The organism is Sphingobacterium sp. UBA6645, assembly GCF_002455685.1.
Taxonomy (GTDB): Bacteria; Bacteroidota; Bacteroidia; order Sphingobacteriales; family Sphingobacteriaceae; genus Sphingobacterium; species Sphingobacterium hotanense.
Genome location: NZ_DKLH01000093.1, coordinates 1 through 20,935, shown reverse-complemented (window position 1 = coordinate 20,935; position 20,935 = coordinate 1). Strand labels below are relative to the sequence as shown.

19 protein-coding genes are annotated in these 20,935 nt (G+C 41.8%); 6 read left to right on the top strand and 13 right to left on the bottom strand.

Annotated features, from left to right (window positions below; translation table 11 throughout):
* Window positions 1-221: 221 nt before the first annotated feature.
* The gene (gene nagB, locus B2400_RS17035; RefSeq protein ID WP_149527404.1) at window positions 222-2,141 is read right to left on the bottom strand and encodes a glucosamine-6-phosphate deaminase; all 1,920 of its coding nucleotides are present in this window, start codon (window positions 2,139-2,141) and stop codon (window positions 222-224) included.
* Between the two features lie 265 nt (window positions 2,142-2,406).
* Here nagB and B2400_RS17030 point away from each other — a divergent pair, with 265 nt between their 5' ends.
* Window positions 2,407-3,072, top strand: coding sequence for a TlpA family protein disulfide reductase (locus tag B2400_RS17030; protein ID WP_149527405.1), 666 nt, complete (start codon window positions 2,407-2,409; stop codon window positions 3,070-3,072).
* Window positions 3,073-3,151: 79 nt separating this feature from the next.
* Here B2400_RS17030 and B2400_RS17025 read toward each other — a convergent pair whose 3' ends face one another.
* Window positions 3,152-3,973 (bottom strand): SMP-30/gluconolactonase/LRE family protein, encoded by an 822-nt coding sequence (locus tag B2400_RS17025; RefSeq protein ID WP_149527406.1) that lies wholly within the window; start codon window positions 3,971-3,973, stop codon window positions 3,152-3,154.
* A 130-nt stretch (window positions 3,974-4,103) separates the two neighbouring features.
* Between B2400_RS17025 and uxaC the strand changes: the two genes are divergently transcribed.
* Window positions 4,104-5,507, top strand: coding sequence for a glucuronate isomerase (uxaC, locus tag B2400_RS17020; RefSeq protein ID WP_286652344.1), 1,404 nt, complete (start codon window positions 4,104-4,106; stop codon window positions 5,505-5,507).
* Window positions 5,508-5,523: 16 nt separating this feature from the next.
* On the opposite strand, the gene B2400_RS17015 is transcribed toward uxaC, so the two are convergent.
* The 4 genes from B2400_RS17015 to B2400_RS17000 all read right to left on the bottom strand — a co-directional run bounded on the left by B2400_RS17015 (window position 5,524) and on the right by B2400_RS17000 (window position 11,051).
* A complete protein-coding gene (locus tag B2400_RS17015; protein ID WP_293935232.1) occupies window positions 5,524-6,111 on the bottom strand; it encodes a TIGR00730 family Rossman fold protein in 588 nt (195 codons plus the stop codon).
* Between the two features lie 242 nt (window positions 6,112-6,353).
* Window positions 6,354-8,771, bottom strand: coding sequence for a TonB-dependent receptor domain-containing protein (locus B2400_RS17010; protein WP_293935230.1), 2,418 nt, complete (start codon window positions 8,769-8,771; stop codon window positions 6,354-6,356).
* Between the two features lie 100 nt (window positions 8,772-8,871).
* Window positions 8,872-10,692 carry a PspC domain-containing protein gene (locus B2400_RS17005; protein WP_293935227.1) on the bottom strand — a complete coding sequence of 607 codons (1,821 nt, stop codon included), beginning with the start codon at window positions 10,690-10,692 and terminating at the stop codon, window positions 8,872-8,874.
* 20 nt (window positions 10,693-10,712) lie between these two features.
* Complete coding sequence (locus B2400_RS17000; protein ID WP_149527411.1) at window positions 10,713-11,051, bottom strand: PadR family transcriptional regulator; 339 nt, start codon at window positions 11,049-11,051, stop codon at window positions 10,713-10,715.
* Window positions 11,052-11,239: 188 nt separating this feature from the next.
* Between B2400_RS17000 and B2400_RS16995 the strand changes: the two genes are divergently transcribed.
* Window positions 11,240-11,626, top strand: coding sequence for a VanZ family protein (locus B2400_RS16995; protein ID WP_149527412.1), 387 nt, complete (start codon window positions 11,240-11,242; stop codon window positions 11,624-11,626).
* Between the two features lie 115 nt (window positions 11,627-11,741).
* Here B2400_RS16995 and B2400_RS16990 read toward each other — a convergent pair whose 3' ends face one another.
* The 6 genes from B2400_RS16990 to B2400_RS16965 all read right to left on the bottom strand — a co-directional run bounded on the left by B2400_RS16990 (window position 11,742) and on the right by B2400_RS16965 (window position 16,760).
* The gene (locus B2400_RS16990) at window positions 11,742-11,909 is read right to left on the bottom strand and encodes a ComF family protein (RefSeq protein WP_293935222.1); all 168 of its coding nucleotides are present in this window, start codon (window positions 11,907-11,909) and stop codon (window positions 11,742-11,744) included.
* Window positions 11,902-12,444 (bottom strand): ComF family protein, encoded by a 543-nt coding sequence (locus B2400_RS16985; RefSeq protein ID WP_293935218.1) that lies wholly within the window; start codon window positions 12,442-12,444, stop codon window positions 11,902-11,904. Before B2400_RS16985 ends, B2400_RS16990 begins: the two co-directional genes overlap by 8 nt.
* A gap of 50 nt (window positions 12,445-12,494) precedes the next feature.
* Window positions 12,495-13,565 (bottom strand): 23S rRNA (adenine(2503)-C(2))-methyltransferase RlmN, encoded by a 1,071-nt coding sequence (gene rlmN / locus B2400_RS16980; protein WP_293935216.1) that lies wholly within the window; start codon window positions 13,563-13,565, stop codon window positions 12,495-12,497.
* 71 nt (window positions 13,566-13,636) lie between these two features.
* Complete coding sequence (locus B2400_RS16975; RefSeq protein WP_293935214.1) at window positions 13,637-14,530, bottom strand: DUF4349 domain-containing protein; 894 nt, start codon at window positions 14,528-14,530, stop codon at window positions 13,637-13,639.
* A gap of 539 nt (window positions 14,531-15,069) precedes the next feature.
* Complete coding sequence (locus B2400_RS16970) at window positions 15,070-16,101, bottom strand: LLM class flavin-dependent oxidoreductase (protein ID WP_260043904.1); 1,032 nt, start codon at window positions 16,099-16,101, stop codon at window positions 15,070-15,072.
* Window positions 16,102-16,178: 77 nt separating this feature from the next.
* Entirely contained in the window at window positions 16,179-16,760 is a 582-nt protein-coding gene (locus tag B2400_RS16965; protein ID WP_293935209.1) for a tRNA-(ms[2]io[6]A)-hydroxylase, read from the bottom strand.
* A gap of 78 nt (window positions 16,761-16,838) precedes the next feature.
* Between B2400_RS16965 and B2400_RS16960 the strand changes: the two genes are divergently transcribed.
* Window positions 16,839-18,056, top strand: coding sequence for a glycosyltransferase (locus B2400_RS16960; RefSeq protein WP_293935206.1), 1,218 nt, complete (start codon window positions 16,839-16,841; stop codon window positions 18,054-18,056).
* A 53-nt stretch (window positions 18,057-18,109) separates the two neighbouring features.
* Here the strand turns inward: B2400_RS16960 and B2400_RS16955 are convergent, their stop codons facing one another.
* Window positions 18,110-18,520: a hypothetical protein gene (locus B2400_RS16955; RefSeq protein ID WP_293935204.1), complete on the bottom strand. Its 411-nt coding sequence runs from the start codon at window positions 18,518-18,520 to the stop codon at window positions 18,110-18,112.
* A 313-nt stretch (window positions 18,521-18,833) separates the two neighbouring features.
* Here B2400_RS16955 and B2400_RS16950 point away from each other — a divergent pair, with 313 nt between their 5' ends.
* A complete protein-coding gene (locus B2400_RS16950; protein WP_293935201.1) occupies window positions 18,834-19,892 on the top strand; it encodes a sugar phosphate isomerase/epimerase family protein in 1,059 nt (352 codons plus the stop codon).
* Window positions 19,893-19,896: 4 nt separating this feature from the next.
* A complete protein-coding gene (locus B2400_RS16945; protein ID WP_293935198.1) occupies window positions 19,897-20,904 on the top strand; it encodes a nucleoside hydrolase in 1,008 nt (335 codons plus the stop codon).
* The last annotated feature ends 31 nt before the right edge of the window (window positions 20,905-20,935 follow it).

The window sequence follows — 20,935 nt, the reverse complement described above, 5'->3', positions numbered from 1 at the left end:
GTTTAAACCAAAGGTTCAAGACAACGCCATCCTTCCCTCCAAAAATATAAAAACAAAAAAAGCGCCCAGAAAAACTAGGCGCTACACTCTTATATCTAAAATCTAATCTCTAAAAAAAGGGATACCACTTCTGATATCCCTCTTAATATACTCGAGTTATGTATTCGACCATAGGTCTAAATACTAACTACTAAATACTAACTACTAGACTAACTACTACCCTAAAATTTCCATCTCACAAAAGCTTCGATAGCTTCGTAGTTCGCTAAACCAAGGTCATGGTATAGGCCTGCGGTTTCGCTAGTGCGGTCTTCGGCACGCACCCAGAACTCTCTTGGATCGTCTCCTGGGAATACAGGAAGGTCTTTTTGTGATTGGTGTTTAAAGATCGCTAGGCGCTTGCGTTTAACCTCTTGTGGAGATAGTGGAACGGCCATTTCGATCTCGTGGATTGGGTATTCATGCCATGCTCCGCGGTATAACCATAACCAGCAGTCTTTTGTCCATTCGTCAGTTTCGCGAAGGCGTAAGATTGCTGCTAATATGATATCGAAACATACTTTGTGTGTTCCGTGTGGATCGGCAAAGTCACCTGCAGCAAAGATTTGATGAGGTTTTACTTGGCGCAATAGCTCCATGGTTTGTTGGATATCATCTTCGAAAGATACTTCCTTCGAGAATTTACCACGGTCGTAGAACGGTAAGTTCTGGAAGTGGATATTCTCATCAGGTAATCCCACAAAGCGTGCACCTGCAATCGCTTCACCTTTACGGATTAAGCCTTTGATTGTACGGATAATCTCTGGATCTACTTGATTTGGTTTTTTGATCTTAAAGAACTCGCGTGCTTCGTTATAGATATTGGTAGTTACACCATTATCGTCATCGATTGCTACAGCGAAGTCCTGAACGAACTCTAAGTAACGCAATACATCATCATCCCATACAGCTGTATTTCCAGATGTTTGATACGCCACGTGTACATTATGTCCTTGATCTGCTAAGCGGATGAACGTACCGCCCATAGAGATGACATCGTCGTCAGGGTGTGGTGAGAATAGGATTACGTTCTTTCTTGCTGGCTCAGCGCGCTCCGGGCGGTTTGAGTCGTCAACATTTGGCTTACCACCTGGCCATCCGGTGATTGTGCGTTGTAGCTCGTTGAAAATACGGATGTTGATACTATAAGCAGGGCCTTGCTCGGTAATTAACTGAGCCATACCATAGTTATTGTAATCATCATCTGTAAGCTTCAAGATTGCTTTCTTCAAGTGAAGAGACAACCATACGACCGCTTTCTTAACCAATGTGTCTTCCCACACAACGTCGTGTGCTAACCATGGAAGGTTAAAACGCGTCAATGCGGATGCTGCGTCTGTATCTAAAACAAACTCCACATTATCAGACATCTGTAGGTAAGTTGCTGGAATATCTGAAGAGATTTCGCCTTCTACTGCTTTCTTAACAATTTCAGCTTTCTTCTCATTCCACGCCATTAACACAATCTCTTTTGCTTTGAAGATAGTGCCCACACCCATTGTAATCGCTTTTGTTGGTACATTTTCCTTACCACCGAAGTCGCGAGACGCGTCTCTTCTAGTAAGGTCATCTAAGGTTACCAAGCGAGTACCAGAGTTAGGAGCAGAACCAGGTTCATTGAAACCAATGTGACCTGTACGACCAATTCCTAAGATTTGGATATCCAATCCTCCGAAACTAGAGATTTTTTGTTCGTAAGCTATACAGAATGCCTGTACATCTTCTGGCGCTAATGTTCCATCAGGGATATTGATGTTCTCCTCAGGGATATCAATATGATCGAACAATTGTTTTTTCATGAAAGCCACGTAGCTTTGCTCTGCATTAGGAAGCATCGGGTAGTATTCATCCAAATTGAATGTTACTACGTTCTGAAAACTTAAACCTTCTTCCTTGTGCAAGCGCACAAGCTCTTTGTAGACTTTAACGGGCGTCGCACCGGTAGCTAATCCGAGTACGGCCTTTTCCCCTTTTGCCTGCTTATCAAGGATGATAGCGGCAATGCGTTGAGCAACTTGGATAGAAGCTTCATCTTGAGAGGGGTATACCGAGACCGGCACTTTCTCAAAACGGGTTTCCTCTAATAAATTTAATCTTGCCATTTAAATTGAAAAATACCTTAGTGAGTAACAAATTTACTAATAAATTGGGCTGTTAGCGTAAAATTTGCAATTTCTTTTGCACAAATTTGAAATTTCTCCGTAGGTCCAAAATGCTCAATTGTAAAATTCATAATTAACACCTAAAAATTGGCGCCTTTGAATAAGTGTGTTATCCGCTAAGAAACAAAGTTTAAATTTTTTTGACATTTCATATTCTACCAACTTAGTAGCATATCCTTATATTTGAGCATAAAACAGATTCAGAATGAAAAAATTACTATTCATATTGGCGTTTGTCCCGACTTTGCTATTTGCTCAAACGAAGGAAGAGCTTATCGCAACGGTAAAAGCAAACCCGAAGGATGTGCAGACCTTACAGACTTTACAGCGCATCGGAGTCTATGATCCCAATTACAAGGAGCTTCAAGGCTTATTTAAGAAGCTGGATAAGAAAGTACGCAAAAGCAACTCCGGGAGATTATTTGAACGATATTTAGATGCGCTGAAGAATACGCAAGTGGGCAAGAAAGCACCTAGCATTACACAATTAGACCTTTCGGGCGAACCTTATGCTCTTTCAGATTTAAAAGGCAAGTACGTCTTGGTAGACTTTTGGGCATCTTGGTGTCCGCCCTGCCGCGAAGAGAATCCTAGGTTAGTAAAGACCTACGCTGAATTTAAAGATAAGAACTTCGAGATCCTGGGAGTATCCTTTGACAAAGAGTTTGCAAACTGGGACAAAGCGATTAAAGATGATAAGCTGACTTGGAAACATGTTTCGGATCTGCAAGGATGGAATAATTCTGCCGGCCAAACTTATGGGGTGAAAGCTATTCCTCAAAACATCCTAATTGACCCTAATGGAATTATTATCGCTAAGAATCTACACGGCGATGCTTTAAACGCAAAACTTCGTGAGGTATTGAAATAGGCGTTAAATACAATAAATAGAAAAGCCGATGCTGTTTGAAAGAACATAAGCATCGGTTTTTTATTTTGTATTTGTCTGATTAGTCGAGTTGATAGGCTACCACCGAATTGCTGTTGAAGGTAGGAACATATAATATTCTATCTTTTGGATTATAACCAAGGTCAGCAGTATTCATCTTGCCTTGTACATCAAGCAATTCTGTTACTTGTCCCTGCGCTGTAATGTGATAGATCAATCCTCCCCAGCAAGTTACCAGGAAGCTTCCATCACCTACCGGCTCTAATCCGTCTCCGCCGAGTTTCAATCCCTTCGCAATGACAGTTTTATTAGCTTTTCCATCAATCTTCCATAATTCTGGACCCGCCATCGCATATAAGCTGCCATCAATAACACGTAAGCCATTTACATTAGGCACATCGCTCATAAATAACGTCGGACGGTTGTTATGTAGCTGGTAAATCTTCGCATCACGGGTGTCTGAGACATAAACTTTACCTGCGCGATCTACCGCAACGTCGTTTAAGAACTTCGACTCCGGAATCTTAATCTGATTGATCACATTCCCTGTGATAATATCGACAACAACAACCTCATTGATGTCTGCAATATATAGTTGGTCTTTATAAAGCGCCATTCCTTTAGGTGCATTTAAACCTTCCACCCAGGTTGCATTTTTCATAGATCCATCCAGATTGAGAATAGCAACCCCACCTTTGCCATCGGCCGTAGAGCCATCGCCATCAATTAATGTTACGAAAAGTTCAGAACGCTCCGGAACGTATAGGACTGATTCAGGAACAGGCAATTGTTCCTTGGACTCCCACAGTTGGGTAAGTTTCTTCTGCCCGAAAGCAGTACATAAAGAGAAGATAAGGGCTAGAGATAGTGCGTATTTCATCATCGTTAAAACATTAATATTAATCAAGTTACAAATTAAATATACTTAATTATACCATTTTTATAGACATTTTGTTTTAGAAAACCGTATTTTGAATTTCATTTTACAATGGCATTAACCAAAACCCTTAGACATGAGAACATTTCTTGATGACAACTTTCTTCTGCACAGCTCGGTGGCGGAAGAATTATACCATCAATATGCGAAGGACCTTCCTATTATCGATTACCACAACCATCTTCCTCCGGATCAGGTAGCTGCTAACAAACAATTCGACAATTTAACCGCTATCTGGCTATACGGCGATCATTATAAATGGCGCGCAATGCGTGCTAACGGTGTAGATGAGCGATTCATCACAGGTGATGCATCTGATCAAGATAAGTTTAGAGCATGGGCGAAAACTGTGCCTTACACAGTCAGAAACCCACTTTATCATTGGACGCACCTAGAACTTCAACGGTACTTCGATATACATGACCTCCTTACGGAAAAGAATGCCGACGACGTCTATGAAGCCGCTTCTGCCAAGCTACAGCAGCCAGACTTTGCAGTAGATGGCTTGCTGAATAAGATGAACGTGGAAGTAATCTGCACAACGGACGATCCTATAGACAGTCTGGAGTATCATCAAGCTTATGCACAAAGCGGTAAAAAGCTGAAGATGTTTCCTGCATTCCGACCGGATAAAGCAATGAGTCCTGAGAATACAGAAAGCTTCAATCAATACATTGATAAGCTGGCCCAGGTATCGAATCAGGAGATTAATAGTTATCAAGATTATCTGGACGCGCTGAAAGCGCGACACGACTTCTTCGCAGAAAACGGTTGCTGTGTCTCCGATCATGGCCTTAGCCATTTATATGCTGATGATTACACCGAAGCTGACATTAAGAATATCTTCGCAAAGATTAGACGCAAAGAACAGCTAGGCGAACATGAAATCAATCAGTTCAAGTCAGCAATGTTAGTGCAGTTTGCAGAGTGGGACCATGAGAAAGAATGGGTGCAGCAGTTCCATGTAGGAGCATTCCGGAATACCAATGCAAAAGCCATTAAAACATTAGGCGCTGATACCGGCTATGATAGCATAGGTGATTATAAGCAAGGCGAAGCACTTGTGAAATTTCTAAATCGTCTCGACAGTCAAGATACTTTAGGGAAAACCATCCTTTATAACTTAAACCCTATGGATAACGAGCTGTTTGCAGCTATGGGTGGAAATTTTAATGATGGAAAGACAATCGGGAAAATGCAGTTTGGATCGGGATGGTGGTATAATGATCAAAAGGATGGGATGACACGACAGATAACTGCGCTATCGAATATAGGTTTGATCAGCCGCTTCGTCGGAATGCTAACGGATTCCAGAAGCTTCCTATCCTTCCCTAGGCACGAGTATTTCCGTCGTATTCTTTGTGATATCTTCGCCGAGGATATCGTAAAAGGCGAACTACCACACGACTTGGAATGGATAGGCAAGATTATTCAGGACATCTGCTATTATAATGCGAAGGCATACTTCCCATTTAAATAGCAGCAACTCTTAGAATTTAAGACCGTTCAATATTTAACCATTTAGGTACCGGAGGTGCTTCATATTGCTCCAACAAATCGATTAACTCATCGATATTGTCTGCATATTGAAGCATCTTTTGGTTTTCCTCCTTCAACAGTCCTGTATCTACCATTTGCTGGATGAACTGGATCAGGTGGTCGTAGAACCCATCCACATTCAAGATGCCCACCGGCTTCTTATGCAACCCTAACTGAGCCCAGGTAATCATTTCGAATAATTCTTCCATTGTCCCGAATCCACCCGGCAAGGCGATAATACCGTCGCATAGCGCATTCATCTTTGCTTTACGCTCATGCATGGTATCCACTTCGATGAGCTGCGTGATACCCGAATGCCCAATTTCCTTGCTGTTCAAAAACTGTGGAATAACCCCCACAACTACCCCACCATGTTCCATCACACTATCAGCAACAGCTCCCATCAGCCCCACACGTCCACCACCATAGACAAGTTGAATATCTCGATCTACAAATGCTTTCCCCACAGCCTTTGCAGCATCAACAAAGGAATTCTCGAAACCTGGGCTAGAAGCACAAAACACGACAATTTGCTTTAATTTCATAGAACAAGTATAGGAATTAGATTTTAGATATTAGACGTTAGATTTTAGACTAGAGTTTGGCGGCTAGCTCTTTTATTAGATATTAGAGGTTAGATATAAGATATTAGAGTATGGCGCCTATCCCTTGCCGCCATACTCTAATGTCTAAAATCTAATATCTATCCTCTAATCAACAGAAAGGCCCCAGGTGGAGAACCTGCGGGCCTTTAACTTAACTAAACATTGAAACAAAACTCTTTTTACTAGTTCGCTCTTTCCTTCTCTTCGTTACTTGAATCGCGCCGGCGAATCTGTTGTTTTAAGTTACCGAATTTGTAGGTATATGTAAGACGAACGGTTTGATTATCATTATATTGACGAATCTTTGAATTAAACTCTTCGAAGTCAGTGTCCACATTATTTCTGTTCGACCGGAATACATCGCTCACAGCAAGCTTCAATGAGCTTTTCTGATCTTTGAAATTATAGTTTAAGCCTAGGTCTAAGTTTATACGGCCACTAATCTTATATACATTATATATAAACGGTGTATTTCCATTAATATTGGCTTCCGCAGAAAATTGATTGCTCAATTTAAAGGTATGCATACTGTTTGCTTGGATAAAAAACGACCCTAAGTCGGCGTAATAACCAGCAATTGGCCCTTTAAAGTGCATGTAGATACCCGTAAAATTATTGTTCATGCTCCAGAACTTGCCCACACGATATGGGATATTCATGTTCAAGTATGAAGTTACGGACTTAGCTAAGTTATCACGCGTAATCCAAGTCTCGTTTGTTTCCTTATTCTGCCCCATGCTCTCTACCATCGCATCGTTGGTGATGTCGGTGCCTAAGGTAAAGTTGAACATCTGCATCAGCGTGTAGTTCAAAGAGAAACCATGTGTATACTGTGGATTTACATATGGATTACCTTCCTGGAACGTCAATTTATCGATATAATAACGGAACGGATTCAAGAAACGATAGTTCGGACGGCTGATCTTACGCGCATAGCTTAAGGTCAGGATATGATTAGGACTAATATTGTAGCCTAAGTTTGCCGAAGGGAAGAAGTCCAAGTAGTCGCGTTTCACGCGGGAATCCTTCGTAATGGAATGACCATCAGAAATTGTATATTCAGCACGGACACCAGCTTTTGCTGTCCACTTCCCAAATTCGGTACTGTAATCCACGTATCCCGCTGACACTTGTTCTGTATACACGAAATGATTAGGTCTGCCCTCGTAATCTTCCCACTGACCGCCGACAAAGCGCTCAAATCCAAGGTCGTTATCCGACTTCACGTTGCTATATTTCAAACCGGCTTCTAACTTCCCTTTTTTGAAAGGCTTCACATAGTCTAATTTGGAAACATAAATATCAATATCTACCGGCATACTGCTGCGCTCTCTTTCTTCAGGGCGCAATAATCCTCCAGTTGGGTTTTCCGTTGTGTAGAAGTAATCGACATCAGATTTCGTACGGAACATACTCCAGTCGAAATCGAAAGTCAACTTGCTCCCCATTGTATCGATCTTATATTCATTATTGAAGTTCGCTGAATAGCGGTTAAACTTAGCTAAGCTATAAGAGTTAGCTCGCATAATCGAATCCGTTACGTTCAAGGATGGACCGATGTACGAAGCACTCAAATTATCCCCGTCTTCTTCATTGTTGTTTCCGGTAAACTGTACCAACATCGTATTCTTTTCGGAAGTCTTTTGCTCTATACCAAAGCGATAGTTATGGTTTTTCTCTCTTTCAATCAAACCGGCTTGCTGATCGAAGACCGTAGACTTGCCATTATTAGCAATCGTTCTTTCCAGATTCAACTCCGTTTCCCGTTTATTATCTGTGTAAGCATAAGAACCGAATAGCGTAGTATTGTTCTTTTTATAATTCAGATTCAACGAGCTATTTCCTCTAAAATGATTACCATGAGCAGCACTTGCTACGAACGAGCCATTGAAGCCTTCCGTATTATTCTTCTTTAAAACAATATTAATAGTACCCACCGCACCTTCGGCATCATCCTTAGCCTGTCTTGTCGTTGTTACTTCCACACTTTTGATCTGCGCAGCATCTGTAGATTTTAAGAAGGTAGCCAATTGCTCGCCTGTCATGAAGGTTTGGCGGCCATCAATCGTGACAGTTACCCCTTGTTGCCCCATCAATTGCAAATTATCATCCTTATCCACACTTACTCCAGGAGCACGTTTTACAACTTCCAACGCATTATTGCCGGCAGCTAGGGTAGAATTCTCTACATTTAAGATCAACTTACCATCCTTATTCTGAACCATGGGTGCCTGTCCACGAACTGTAACTGTCTCTATAGCTTGGTTCGCTGCGACAAGCTTAATCTCAGGGACATTATAGGCAGATTCACCTAAATCAAAGTTCGCTGACTTGCCATTGGCAAAACCTACGGAAGAAACCTGAATATAGTAATTCCCTTTTGGCGCTTTTAACATAATGTAATTACCGTCTTGGTCGGTCAATGCTGTTTTAATCAATACATTTGACGATGAAGACATCAAATAAACCGATGCCGAGGCAACGGGTTGATTATCTTGATTAACGACTCGCCCTTTAATATCTGCGTCTTGCGACTTTGCTAATGCCTGGTTAAATAACATAACCATTGTTGCGACGATTAGCACAATTACTCTTCCCATTGTTGTTCTTCTTTTGGTTGGTTGTTGAAATAAGTTTCCCTGTCCGGTCTATAAAAGTGTTAGATCGGTTAATAATAATTTACTCTATTGACGATACTAGCTAAGCTTTGGTTGCAGCTGAATTATCTTTTTTTTCAGCTTTATCTTCTAATTCTTTAATTGCTTTCTCAAGTTCTTTGGCTTTCTTCTCTGCAGCCTCTTCTAGTTCTTTGGCTTTCTTGTCGATTTCATCCTCGATATCTTCCGTTTCTTCTTTTGCTTTCTCTTCCGCCTTCAAACGATCATCTTCCATCTTTAGAATACAACGAAGACCGTTTGCCGTCATAATCCATTCCGTAGATTTCGCTTCCTCATCATATCGAGAACACTCCCATGCCGAAATATCGTGAACCTTTGAATGCAAAGATTTGTTCAAAGACACCTTCGTACCGACCGGAAGATAAACGACCATACCTACATGCTGATCTCTGAACTTATCCTGTTCATTCATCGCAAAGTGGCTGTCGAAAGTAACCAAATTCTTATCTTGCTTTACTTGGTAGGAAATACGCGATGCACGATCGGATGCTTCTTTATATGTATTTCCTTTCGCTCTATAATTGTATTGTATATATGGCGCTTTCAATGAATCTAAAGCTTCGAAGCGGATAGAAATATCGCGTTTTAAATAATCGGCTAAGTTCTCTCCCTTAACGTTGATATTAAATTTCTTTTTGTTGAATTCCTCGTCCGAAGCTTTTATCACGCGAACATCATTCTCCGTGAATACATATGAAGCGCTCTTATCTAATGGTTTCTCAACACTGATCGTACTCACCTCTTTGAATTCTTGTTGTGTGATAACAACGAAGTATAAGATCATGACAATGGAAACGATCCATGTTGCGAACAAGGTCATGCTCAAGTAGTTGTTCATGCGCTGCACCTTGAACACGATGCGCAACATAATGTAGAACAACGCAAAAGTAGGGATACCGATTGCCATAAATCCGGCTAGTAATGCAAAGAATGCAGATACTGGCGTCATGACTTCTAATGGAGGAATCATGATATCATTCTTAATGCCCAGTAGGTTTAACGTACAGAACACAAAGGTGATAAATAAGCCGATAATTGCGAATCCGAAGCTAATCAGTAAAATGATAGCCAAAAACTTCCCGAACATGGAGAACATGCGACCCAATAGGTCACCTACCGTACGAACGCCTCTGTTAAAATGTTCGCCGGCGCCCGAAAAATTTTCTCCAAGCCCTTTCATTTCTTCATCAAAGGACTTTTTGAAGTTCTGCAGATTGGCCGCTTCTCCACGCATTGCCATTTTATCAGCACGTGTTAATGCCCTAGGCATTACCGCCCATAAAACAACATACAATAAGACACCAGAACCGCCGAATAGGAAGAACAATACAAAGATGATACGAATCCACTTCGACTCAAGGTTAAAATAATGACCTAATCCGGAACACACACCCCCGAAAATGCGATCATCCATATCACGCATTAATTTCTTCGATGTAGCGTAAGAAAATGCCGGTTCGCTGTACGGCTCCTCCTGTTTTGCTTCTTCAACAGGCTCTTCAAAAACATCACTAGGCTCGCCTTCGGTAGCCGCAGCAAACTGTGGCTCATGTTCTTCGCGAGTATCCTCTTGAAAATCCATATCAAAGTCGCTCACACGACCCATCTGACCAATAACTTCGTTGACATCCTGTACATTGATCACCTCTTTGCGACCGCTTTGAATCTTCTCCGCAAACATCTCCGCAATACGGTTCTCAATATCCTCAAGAATCTCCTTGCTGTCCGCTGTTTTTCCAAAGTGTCGCTTGATCTCGATCATATACGATCGGAGTATTTCGTAAGCATCCTCCTCTATGTGGAAGACTATGCTATTTATATTAATAATTATCGTTCTGTTCATGGCTATATTTAGTTAATTTCTTAGTTAATCTCACGGTCCCCGATTGCGGTTTGTACCGCAAAGACCAATTCTTTCCAGGTCACATCAAGCTTCTGCAGCACTTCAGTGCCCTCGGCCGTAATCTGATAGTACTTACGTGGCGGTCCAGACGTCGACTCTTGCCAGCTGTAACTCAACAAACCATTATTCTTAAGTCGAGTAAGCAAGGGGTACAACGTACCTTCAACCACTAACAACTCGGCTTTCTTCAATTCGCCGATGATGTCTGAGGCGTATATCTCTCCCCGAGAAATTATAGACAGAATACAGTACTCTAGTATTCCTTTCCTCATCTGGGTTTGTGTGTTTTCTGCTATCATAACAATACAAAGATATATCCTTTGGATGGTACTTTGCAATACATAGTACTATAAAAATTAAAAATAAAATTATAAACAACTGATTTACAGCAAAATAATTTTTACCACCGAATTATTCATTACCGGAAAAACATAAAAAAAGATCGAATTCTTTTTAATCTCAATTAAAAAAGCGAATTTTAACGATAATGAATTGGATATTAAATTATGCGTGGGCAATTATCTGGGCGATCTTAATGTGCGTCCTTATGTTTATGCCCGCTACAGAACTGCCTTCAGGAAACTACTTCTGCGGATCCGACAAAATGGTGCATTGCGGAAGCTTCTATCTCCTCACCACATTAATGTTATTCGGTAGTGCGATTCAGACAAAACGTAGAGCTGTGAAAATGAAAACCATGTCCATCGTTTTCTTCATCGCGATACTCTTTGTTGCCATTACTGAACTCGGACAGATGTATTTCACCAGCACGCGTCAAGCCGATTGGTGGGATGTATTTGCAGATATGGTCGGAATAGGAATGGCCTTATTCAGTTTCCTATTATTTTATAGCCCTAGAGCACAGTATCAATAATGAAAAGATTCTTTAAAATAGCATTTGCTGCCGCATTGATCAGCTTCACGGTAAGCTCATGCTCCATCTTTAACAATTGCGACTGCCCATCCGTTCACAACGGAAAAGTACGCCGCTAAGCTTTTGCAATCGTAGCGATAGAAATACGACAGCCTGGAAATTTATCTAGCAATGTATTTCCGGCTGATGCCAAAGTAGCCCCGGTAGTCAACACATCATCAAGCAATAAAATATGTTTGTCATGGAGATCTAATTCGTTAGAACAGCGAAAGATCTTATCCACGCCCTCTGTCTGCTCTAGAAACCAGGTCTTTCTTTGTTTGGGTAGCGTTATGTATAGCCCGATACAATACATCTCTCATCATTGGTTTTCCTAAGCGTTCAGCAATCCCCATCCCAAAATTCTCACTTTGATTATAGCCGCGCTTCGCAAACCGTCGAGGATGAAACGGTATAGGAATGATGGCATCCACATCGTCGAAATATTGAATCTCCTCCAATAACGTACCATACACATGACCTAAAAACTTCCCTAGCTGTGGTTTATTAGCATATTTCATCTGATGGATGAGATGCTCTACGCGTGAAGACGGACAGAAACGGAGCATGGAAATAGCGCGCTCCACTCTTAATTTTCCCTGCATCAGAATAAAACTCTCATTGTTGGGAATGAGATGATCGTCTGTATAAGGGAGATGAAACAGACATTTAGTACAAATTGTGGATTCCTGATGCAACAATATCCCGGAGCATGCCATGCACACCTCAGGGAAAAACAAGTTCAATACAGCGCTCTTAAAAGCCTTTGGCATTTTCATGCCGAAAGCTAAACAACAAATATCAACAAATATTTACCTTATAATTAAGGTTAGGCTTCTGAACTTTCGGTTTTTTTCTCTTTGATAGCAAGCTGTCCGCAAGCTGCATCGATATCCTTACCACGGCTTCGGCGCACATTGGTCGTAACTCCCTGACTACGAAGGTAATTCGCAAACTGGTCGATCTTATCAGCCTCTGCATTCACAAAATCAGCGAGCGAAATAGGGTTATACTCAATAATATTCACTTTACAAGGAACATGCTTACAGAATCTAGCTAATTCCTTAGCATCCTCCAGCTCATCATTGAAATTATGGAATACAATGTATTCGAAGGTAATGGGGTTCTTGGTTTTAGCGTAGAAATATTTCAAAGCTTCCGCAAGTGCTTTCAGCGAGTTCTGCTCGTTGATAGGCATGATTTCATTACGCTTCGTGTCATTAGCAGCGTGTAGGGATAACGCTAAATTAAATCGTACCTGATCGTCGCCGAGCTTCTTGATCATCTTTGCAATACCCGCAGTAGAAACGGTAATACGCTTTGCAGCCATGTTCAGACCATCCGGTGAGGTGATACGATCAACCGACTTCAGCATATTGCTATAGTTCAATAAAGGTTCGCCCATACCCATATACACGATATTGGTCAATGGGTGCCCATACTGCTCCTCGGCTTGCTTGCTGATTAAAACAACCTGATCATAGATTTCATCGGCATTCAGATTACGCTTGCGATCCATATAGCCCGTAGCACAGAATTTACAGGTCAGACTACAACCAACCTGCGAACTCACGCAAGCCGTCATCCGATCATCTGCAGGTATCAAAACACCCTCAATAACATTCCCATCGTAAAGCGTAAAACTACTTTTGATAGTCTTGTCGGAGGAAATCTGCGACTGACGAACTTGTACAGCGTTGATCGAAAAACGAGACTTTAAGTTCTCGCGCAACGACTTGCTCAAATTGCTCATCTGATCAAAATCAGTAGCCGATTTCTGCCATAACCATTCATAAATCTGCTTCGCACGGAATCCCTGCTCACCCATTTCCACAAGAGCAGCCTTAATCTGATCGAGGCTCAAACTTCTGATATCTACCAATTTTGTTGCTTTTTCCACGGTGCAAAGATAAGTTATTTTTTATCAGTGGAACGTAATTTTGATGCTATTGCTAGAAATCCGCAGTCACACTATTCGATACCTGTGCCTGTTCGCTTCGCTCTTTTTCTCTTCCGAATCATCCGAACAACATAAACCACAGCAGCTACTAATAGCACTACCGGCCATAATCCAATCACGCCCAAAGCCAAGTTTTCAATCAGATTCCACCCGAATGCAAACGCCTCTTTCACCCTTGTCATAAAAGAATTAGACCCCATCGGAAGATTGGCTTTTTCCTCAAAAAGACGAATAGTCAAGGTGCTGTAATTCACCTGACCGCTCATGCTTCGTAACACACTCTCGCTCGCATCGATTTCCTCCTGCAGCATCCTGATCTGCTCCTGAATCTCCAGCAAGTCTTTAACCGACTTTGCCGAAGAAACCATCTGCTGATAGCGCTCTAAATAGGCACGCTTGCTCTTTAAGCGCGACTCCACATCGTAATATTGCGTAGAAACGTCCTCCGCCTTCAAACTCTTTTCCGTTATCTTATCCTTACCACGCTCCAACTCCGATAAAAACTTATCTAAATTGGCAGACGGTATACGCACAACCAAGTCATAAGAGGTGTAACTATCTGCATTGGTTGCCGACTCATTTTCGTAATAGCCCTGAAATTTCTTTAGAGTATTGTCTAAACCGGCCTTGCTCTCCTTAACGTCCTTCGCTACGATGGACAGCGTCCCGCTACGGATAATCTTTTTCTCCGCAACAGGCTTGACCGGATCGACGGAGGAAACCTGTTCTGGAGAAGACATCTCTGCCGTAATCTTTCCTGTAGCCGCCGCATCCGCATAATCCGCCGCACTCATATGATCCTCTAATGCAACTTCAGCGACCGCTGCATTTTCTCCCTTATGCGCTTGGTTGCAAGAACCAAGCAACAATAATGCACTTAGCATTAACAAATAGACTCTTTTCATAGCTATGTTTTTAGGAGGATGCAGAAAAGAGTGGTTTTCCATAAAGTATCTTTTAGATATTAGACATTATATTTTAGACATTAGAGTATGACGGCTAGAAATGGTCGCTATCTTTTGGCGAAAAGCGGGGGTGTTTTTGTTCATTTTGTTCGTTTTGAACGAGAAAGTAAAATTGTATTCGTTTGTTTTGAACATGTAAGGAAAATTTGTTTTGAGCCAGGAAAGGAAGGATATAAGGATGACCTTGATCCAGTTCATCCTTATATCCTTCCTTTCCTGGTATTCAAGACAACCATCCCGAAAACTCTAACCTTTCCCTCTCTCATCAATGGAAACCATAGGTCTTAATACTAAATACTAAATACTATTCAAACCCAATGTAAACCCAATACAAACCCCTATCAAAGCCGCTCCGAAAGGGCTTTGAAAGGGGTTTGTATTGGGTCTGATTTTGTTCAAGTAGACTTATCTTACAACGCAGTCTGCCTAATTATAATTAGCCGACTTCGCTCTAATATCTCATATCTAAAATCTAATGTCTAAACAAGTCCTTTCTTCACCTGTGGAATAATCTTATTACCATACAGTTCGATAGCTTTCATCATTTTGCTATGGTCTGGGCTACCTACGTCCATATGTGCTGAGAAACGGGTCAGACCGAAAGTTTCTTGCATTTGGAGGATTTTGTCTACCGACTCGTTGACATCGCCAACAATTAAGTGTCCATGTCTTGAGCGGCCGTAATCGTATTGCGTACGCTGGTAGGAAGGCCAGCCGCGGGAAGCCCCGATTCTGTCCATTTGTGCAGCGTAGAATGGGTAGTACCAGTTTGCAATTTCTTGCGAATCTTCCCCGAAGAAAGAATGCATATGTACGCCGACTTGCATATCCTCACGGTTATGTCCGGAGTCTACAAAAGCTTGTTCATAAACCTCAAACAAAGGTTTGAAGTTTATTGGTGAACCGCCAATAATCGCGAACATCACGGGCAATCCTAATTTTCCGGCACGGATAACCGATTCTGTTGTACCACCTACCGCAACCCAAATCGGCATTTTACCGTTGGTTGGTCTTGGATAGATCGATTGATTGATCAGGCTTGGGCGATGCTTGCCCGTCCAAGTAATAGTCTCAGCGTTATTTAAGCGTGTTAAAAGATTCAATTTCTCTTCGAATAGCGAGCTGTAGTCTTTTAAATCAAAACCAAATAGTGGGAAAGATTCAATGAACGAACCGCGTCCCGCCATAATTTCCGCACGACCATTGGACAACAAGTCGACCGTAGCGAAATCCTGATATAATTTTACGGGATCTGCGGAGCTCAATACGGAAACTGCGCTTCCTAGTTTGATGTTCTTCGTCACTGTTGCGGCGGCTGCTAAGATTATCTCTGGGGAAGCAACAGCATAATCTGCACGGTGGTGCTCGCCCATACCGAAGAAGTCTACGCCTACTTCATCCATCAATTTGATCTCTTCTATGATTTCGCCTAAGCGAACTTGTGTATTTTGTATTTCACCTGTTTGTGGATTTATTTGTAAATCACCAAACATGCCTATTCCTAATTCCATGATATTTCTCCTTAAATGTTAAACAAAAATAGCCTGAATGACCAGGCTATACATTGATATATGTTAAGAAAGATCTACTATCCGTGGATATGTTCTTTTTTTCCATAAGATTGGATCAGCTCGCCCTCAAAATCAAGCCATTCTTTCCAACGCTTATCCACATCGACGTCTATCGTATATTTTCTTGCAAAGTTCAAGAACGTTGTATAATGGTTTGCTTCCGAAACCATCAATTCATGGTAGAACTTCGATAATTCTTGGTCGGCAATATTCTTAGACAATACGCGAAAGCGTTCGCAGCTTCTCGCTTCGATCATTGCTGCAAATAGCAAACGATCGATAAATGCCATATTGCGAGAACCGTCTTTCTTTGCAAATTTCATTAATTGGCCTACGTAATCATCCTTGCGCTCTCTCCCTAAGGTATATCCGCGCTGCTGGATAATATCGATCACCATTTTAAAGTGTTCCATCTCTTCAATGGCAATTGCCGTCAATTCATGCACCAAGTCCTCATGTTCTGAGTTCTGTGTGATCAAGGAAATCGCATTCGATGCCGCTTTCTGCTCACACCAAGCGTGATCTGTCAATATCTCTTCTAAGTTCGACTCCGCAATATTTGCCCAACGGGGATCTGTCAATAATTTTAATCCTAACATAGCTGCTCAAATTATAGCGCAAAGGTACGAAAACAAAATTCATCCGGTGGAATCGTCCTAATTATGTTAATTTGCATCATGGGAAAGCGTGTTTTGATAATCGGGTTAGTATGGCCTGAGCCGAACTCCTCGGCGGCCGGTTGGCGGATGCTGGAATTAGTAAAATGCTTCCTAGCATATGGCTATGACGTCCATTTCGCCTGTGCTGCCGGAAAATCGGAATACTCCTTCCCATTGACTGATTTACAGGTCAGCGAGCATAACATTCTGTTGAACGACAGTTCCTTCGATAGCTTCATTGCTGAACTCCATCCGGACATTGTGCTATTCGATCGTTTTATGGTCGAGGAACAATATAGCTGGCGGGTGAAATCGGCATGTCCTAACGCCCTGCTGATTTTGGACACGGAAGATCTGCATAGTATCCGTTTGGCTAGGCAGCAAGCCCATAAAAGCAATAAGGAGTTATCAGAAGATTCCTATGCTAATGCCCATAGCTTACGCGAAATAGCAGCAATACTGCGCTGCGACTTATCCTTGATTATATCTTCCTATGAGATGGAGGTGCTAGACCGGGTATTTCGAGTAGCCCCTGAGCTTTTGCAATTCTTGCCTTTCCATATTACTGCTGAACAACGCGAAAACCCCGGTTTCCAAGACCGCGCAAACTTCGCTTTTATAGGAAGTTTCATTCATGAGCCTAATTGGCAAACCGTACTTGTATTGAAGAAAATATGGCCTTCAATACGGAAACAATTGCCTGCTTCGGAACTTCATATTTATGGAGCCTATCCTAGTCAAAAAGTTTGGGAACTGAATAAGCCTAAAGATGGATTTATCATTAAAGGGCGTGCGGAAAATGCAATCGAAACGCTGGCACAATATCGTGTACTGCTAGCGCCTATTCCTTTCGGCGCCGGCTTGAAAGGGAAGTTCGTCGATGCATTAAGAGCCGGGACGCCTTCAATAACAACGACAATTGGAGCCGAAGGATTCTCGAATAATGAGCTGTGGAATGGCTATATCACAGATGTGGAAGAAGACTTTGTGGCGAATGCTGTTCAACTAGCTTCCCATGAAAGCGATTGGCAACAAGCGTCGGAAAAGGGAGAGCAACTGCTTAAAGCATTAAATTCAGAAGCGTTATTCTCGGAATTTATGTCAACAATCGAAAAGCTCCAAGAGAATTTAGATGCGCATAGGCGGCAAAACATCATGGGGCAGATCCTATGGAGCAATCAATTTAGCGCAACAAAGTATATGTCGCTCTGGATTGAAGCCAAGAATAAAGGGTAAAAAAAAGAGGCTACCCTAATCGGACAGCCTCAATTCTCATCTCAAGTTTATATTTAACGTCTTCTAAATTGAATCGTAGTAGTTGTAGGGCCATCTACACGCTTAAGTGTAAATTTTCCAATGGTAGAAATAATGTTTTCTTGGATTTGATATTCTAAACCGTCAAATTCCATCACTTTCTCTCCTTTCAACAGGTATGGAATCGGATCGGACCAGCTATTATCGGTCCTCATGATGTAAGCATTATTATTTGCTCTGAATTCCATATAAGTGTTTTCCCCTGCACCAACAAGCACTGTTGTTACATCAGCCGCATCTCCGACACTAACCGTCTTAATCACGTCATACCATTTGTTAATACGGATAATGTTTTGCGCTGTATCACGCTCGATACTATCTAGCGTATCCTTGCTACAAGAAGCCAAGCCAATTGCAACAAATAATAGCATCAATACCTTTTTCATAGTCTTATTCCTCTAGTTAAATATTGTTCAATTCGAATGGACAGTTCCAATCATTATGCCAATTAATGTTCACCTTTATTTTTTAACGTTTGTTACATTTCCTTTCAGCTAGAATAAGTCTACTTAAAAGCGGTTAAAATAAAGTTTTCTAGTCTTCAGAATTATTTTTCTACAGTTTATTTTTGGCGGCTATAATAATGGCCGCCTTTATATTTTTGTATGCATTTGCTGTCCTTTTCGAGTTGTATGCTTTTGTTTTTCTTACAAAAAGAGAAGATTTAATTTCATTATCTTTAGCGAAACTTAAATCAACATGAAGACATTAAAAGGCCCAGGTATCTTCCTAGCACAGTTTATCGCGGAAGAAGCCCCATATAATACATTAGAAAACATCGGGAAATGGGTGCAGTCATTAGGATATAAAGGGGTGCAAATCCCTACCAATGATGCCACTTTTTTCGATTTGCAGCAAGCCGCAGAAAGCAAAACCTATGCAGAGGAGATTAAAGGCAAATTGCAGGAAATAGGCTTGAAAATTACTGAGCTTTCTACACACCTACAAGGGCAGTTGATTGCTGTACATCCGGCATACGATGAGCTTTTTGATGCTTTCGCGCCGGCAGCGGTAAGAAAGAATCCAAAAGCGCGTACAGAATGGGCTACTGAGCAATTAAAATATGCAGCAAAGGCTTCGGCTAACTTAGGCTTGAATGCACATGCGACGTTCTCTGGGGCTTTGTTATGGCATATGGTTTACCCTTGGCCGCAACGCCCTGCCGGCGTAGTAGAAACAGGTTTCCAGGAACTTGCCAAGCGCTGGTTACCGATCTTAAATGAATTCGACAAACATGGGGTGGATCTATGCTATGAAATACATCCCGGCGAGGATTTGCATGATGGGGTTAGCTATGAGCGCTTCCTGGAAGCGACGAATATGCATGAACGCGCTTGTTTATTGTATGACCCATCGCACCTATTGCTTCAGGGCATGGATTATTTAAGCTATATCGATCATTATCATGATCGCATCAAGATGTTCCATGTGAAAGATGCAGAGTTTAACCCGAATGGAAAGCAGGGAGTTTATGGTGGATACAGCGGCTGGGTTGAACGTGCGGGAAGATTCCGTTCGCTTGGCGACGGGCAGGTGGACTTCAAGAGCATTTTCAGCAAGTTAGCGGCTTATGATTACGAAGGTTGGGCAGTGCTGGAATGGGAATGTGCGTTGAAGAACAGTGTGGATGGTGCTATTGAAGGTGCTGAATTCATTAAAAATCATATTATCAAGGTGACCGATAAGGCTTTCGATGATTTCGCTGCAACAGGTACCGATGAAGCATTCAACAAAAAGATATTAGGATTGGGAGGATAGTTTTATGATGAAAACTTTGATTAGCTACATCGTAGGCGCCGTTCTAGTAATGTCTTTCTCACCTCATTGTTTTGCACAGAAAACTGTGCCAAAACCTGTAAAGGTGATATTTGATACCGATATGGGGCCAGACTATGATGATGTTGGCGCAATTGCCGTCTTGCATGCGCTCGCCGATCGTGGAGAGCTCGATATTCTGGCAACTGTAGCAAGTGATGCACATCCGGATATCGCACCGACTATCGAAGTTTTTAATAGGTATTTCAATAAACCTCACATTCCCATTGGACAAGCAAATAAGCAGCTTGCACCAAACTTTACAGCAAAGACAAATTGGAATGATGCATTAATTCAGAAATTTGCTCCTGAGGTCAAAAATAAGACCTTTAAACCTGCGGCCGAGGTGTACCGCGAAGTATTGGCCAAGCAACCTGATAACTCCGTAACGATTATTACGGTAGGTTTTATGACTAATCTGGCAGAACTGCTTAAGTCTCCGGCGGATCAGTATTCCAAATTAAGCGGCATGGACTTAGTTAAAAAGAAGGTGAAGAATTGGGTCAGTATGGCCGGGGGGTTTCCGCAAGGACGAGAGTTCAACGTTTTTAAAGATGCTTCTTCTTCATTCTATGTCTTCAATCATTTTCCAAGACCTATCCTCTTTACAGGTGTTGAGCTGGGAAATAAAATCAAAACCGGTGCTATGATTGCTGCAAAGAACGATCAAAGCAGTCCTGTTTCAATGGGCTATCAACTCAATCTGCCACATTATTTGGATAAACCCGAAAAGGCAAGGAGTTCATGGGACCAAACGGCGGTTTTGTTGGCAGCGAGAAACCCTGCAGACTATTTCTATTTAAGTGGCAATGGAACGTTTAAGGTTGAAGAAGATGGTTACAATACCTGGATTCCCGACGAAAAGGGGTTGCATCGCTTTATTTTCCACAAGTATCCATATGAGAAGTTGGAAGAAGTAATCGATGAGCTGATGATGCATCAGCCGAAGAGGTAAAGAGGCGTTAAAAAAAAGAGGCTGTCTAAAA

What these genes read in the sequence shown, in the direction of transcription:
- B2400_RS17025 (WP_149527406.1), bottom strand. Translation starts at nt 3,973, where the DNA reads ATGATGAAATACGCACTATCTCTAGCCCTTATCTTCTCTTTATGTACT.
- B2400_RS17005 (WP_293935227.1), bottom strand. Translation starts at nt 10,692, where the DNA reads ATGAACAGAACGATAATTATTAATATAAATAGCATAGTCTTCCACATA.
- B2400_RS16965 (WP_293935209.1), bottom strand. Translation starts at nt 16,760, where the DNA reads ATGTTAGGATTAAAATTATTGACAGATCCCCGTTGGGCAAATATTGCG.
- B2400_RS16975 (WP_293935214.1), bottom strand. Translation starts at nt 14,530, where the DNA reads ATGAAAAGAGTCTATTTGTTAATGCTAAGTGCATTATTGTTGCTTGGT.
- B2400_RS16995 (WP_149527412.1), top strand. Translation starts at nt 11,240, where the DNA reads ATGAATTGGATATTAAATTATGCGTGGGCAATTATCTGGGCGATCTTA.
- B2400_RS17015 (WP_293935232.1), bottom strand. Translation starts at nt 6,111, where the DNA reads ATGAAATTAAAGCAAATTGTCGTGTTTTGTGCTTCTAGCCCAGGTTTC.
- B2400_RS17030 (WP_149527405.1), top strand. Translation starts at nt 2,407, where the DNA reads ATGAAAAAATTACTATTCATATTGGCGTTTGTCCCGACTTTGCTATTT.
- nagB (WP_149527404.1), bottom strand. Translation starts at nt 2,141, where the DNA reads ATGGCAAGATTAAATTTATTAGAGGAAACCCGTTTTGAGAAAGTGCCG.
- B2400_RS17000 (WP_149527411.1), bottom strand. Translation starts at nt 11,051, where the DNA reads ATGATAGCAGAAAACACACAAACCCAGATGAGGAAAGGAATACTAGAG.
- B2400_RS16955 (WP_293935204.1), bottom strand. Translation starts at nt 18,520, where the DNA reads ATGAAAAAGGTATTGATGCTATTATTTGTTGCAATTGGCTTGGCTTCT.
- B2400_RS16945 (WP_293935198.1), top strand. Translation starts at nt 19,897, where the DNA reads ATGATGAAAACTTTGATTAGCTACATCGTAGGCGCCGTTCTAGTAATG.
- B2400_RS16985 (WP_293935218.1), bottom strand. Translation starts at nt 12,444, where the DNA reads ATGAAAATGCCAAAGGCTTTTAAGAGCGCTGTATTGAACTTGTTTTTC.
- uxaC (WP_286652344.1), top strand. Translation starts at nt 4,104, where the DNA reads ATGAGAACATTTCTTGATGACAACTTTCTTCTGCACAGCTCGGTGGCG.
- B2400_RS16960 (WP_293935206.1), top strand. Translation starts at nt 16,839, where the DNA reads ATGGGAAAGCGTGTTTTGATAATCGGGTTAGTATGGCCTGAGCCGAAC.
- B2400_RS16970 (WP_260043904.1), bottom strand. Translation starts at nt 16,101, where the DNA reads ATGGAATTAGGAATAGGCATGTTTGGTGATTTACAAATAAATCCACAA.
- B2400_RS16950 (WP_293935201.1), top strand. Translation starts at nt 18,834, where the DNA reads ATGAAGACATTAAAAGGCCCAGGTATCTTCCTAGCACAGTTTATCGCG.
- B2400_RS17010 (WP_293935230.1), bottom strand. Translation starts at nt 8,771, where the DNA reads ATGGGAAGAGTAATTGTGCTAATCGTCGCAACAATGGTTATGTTATTT.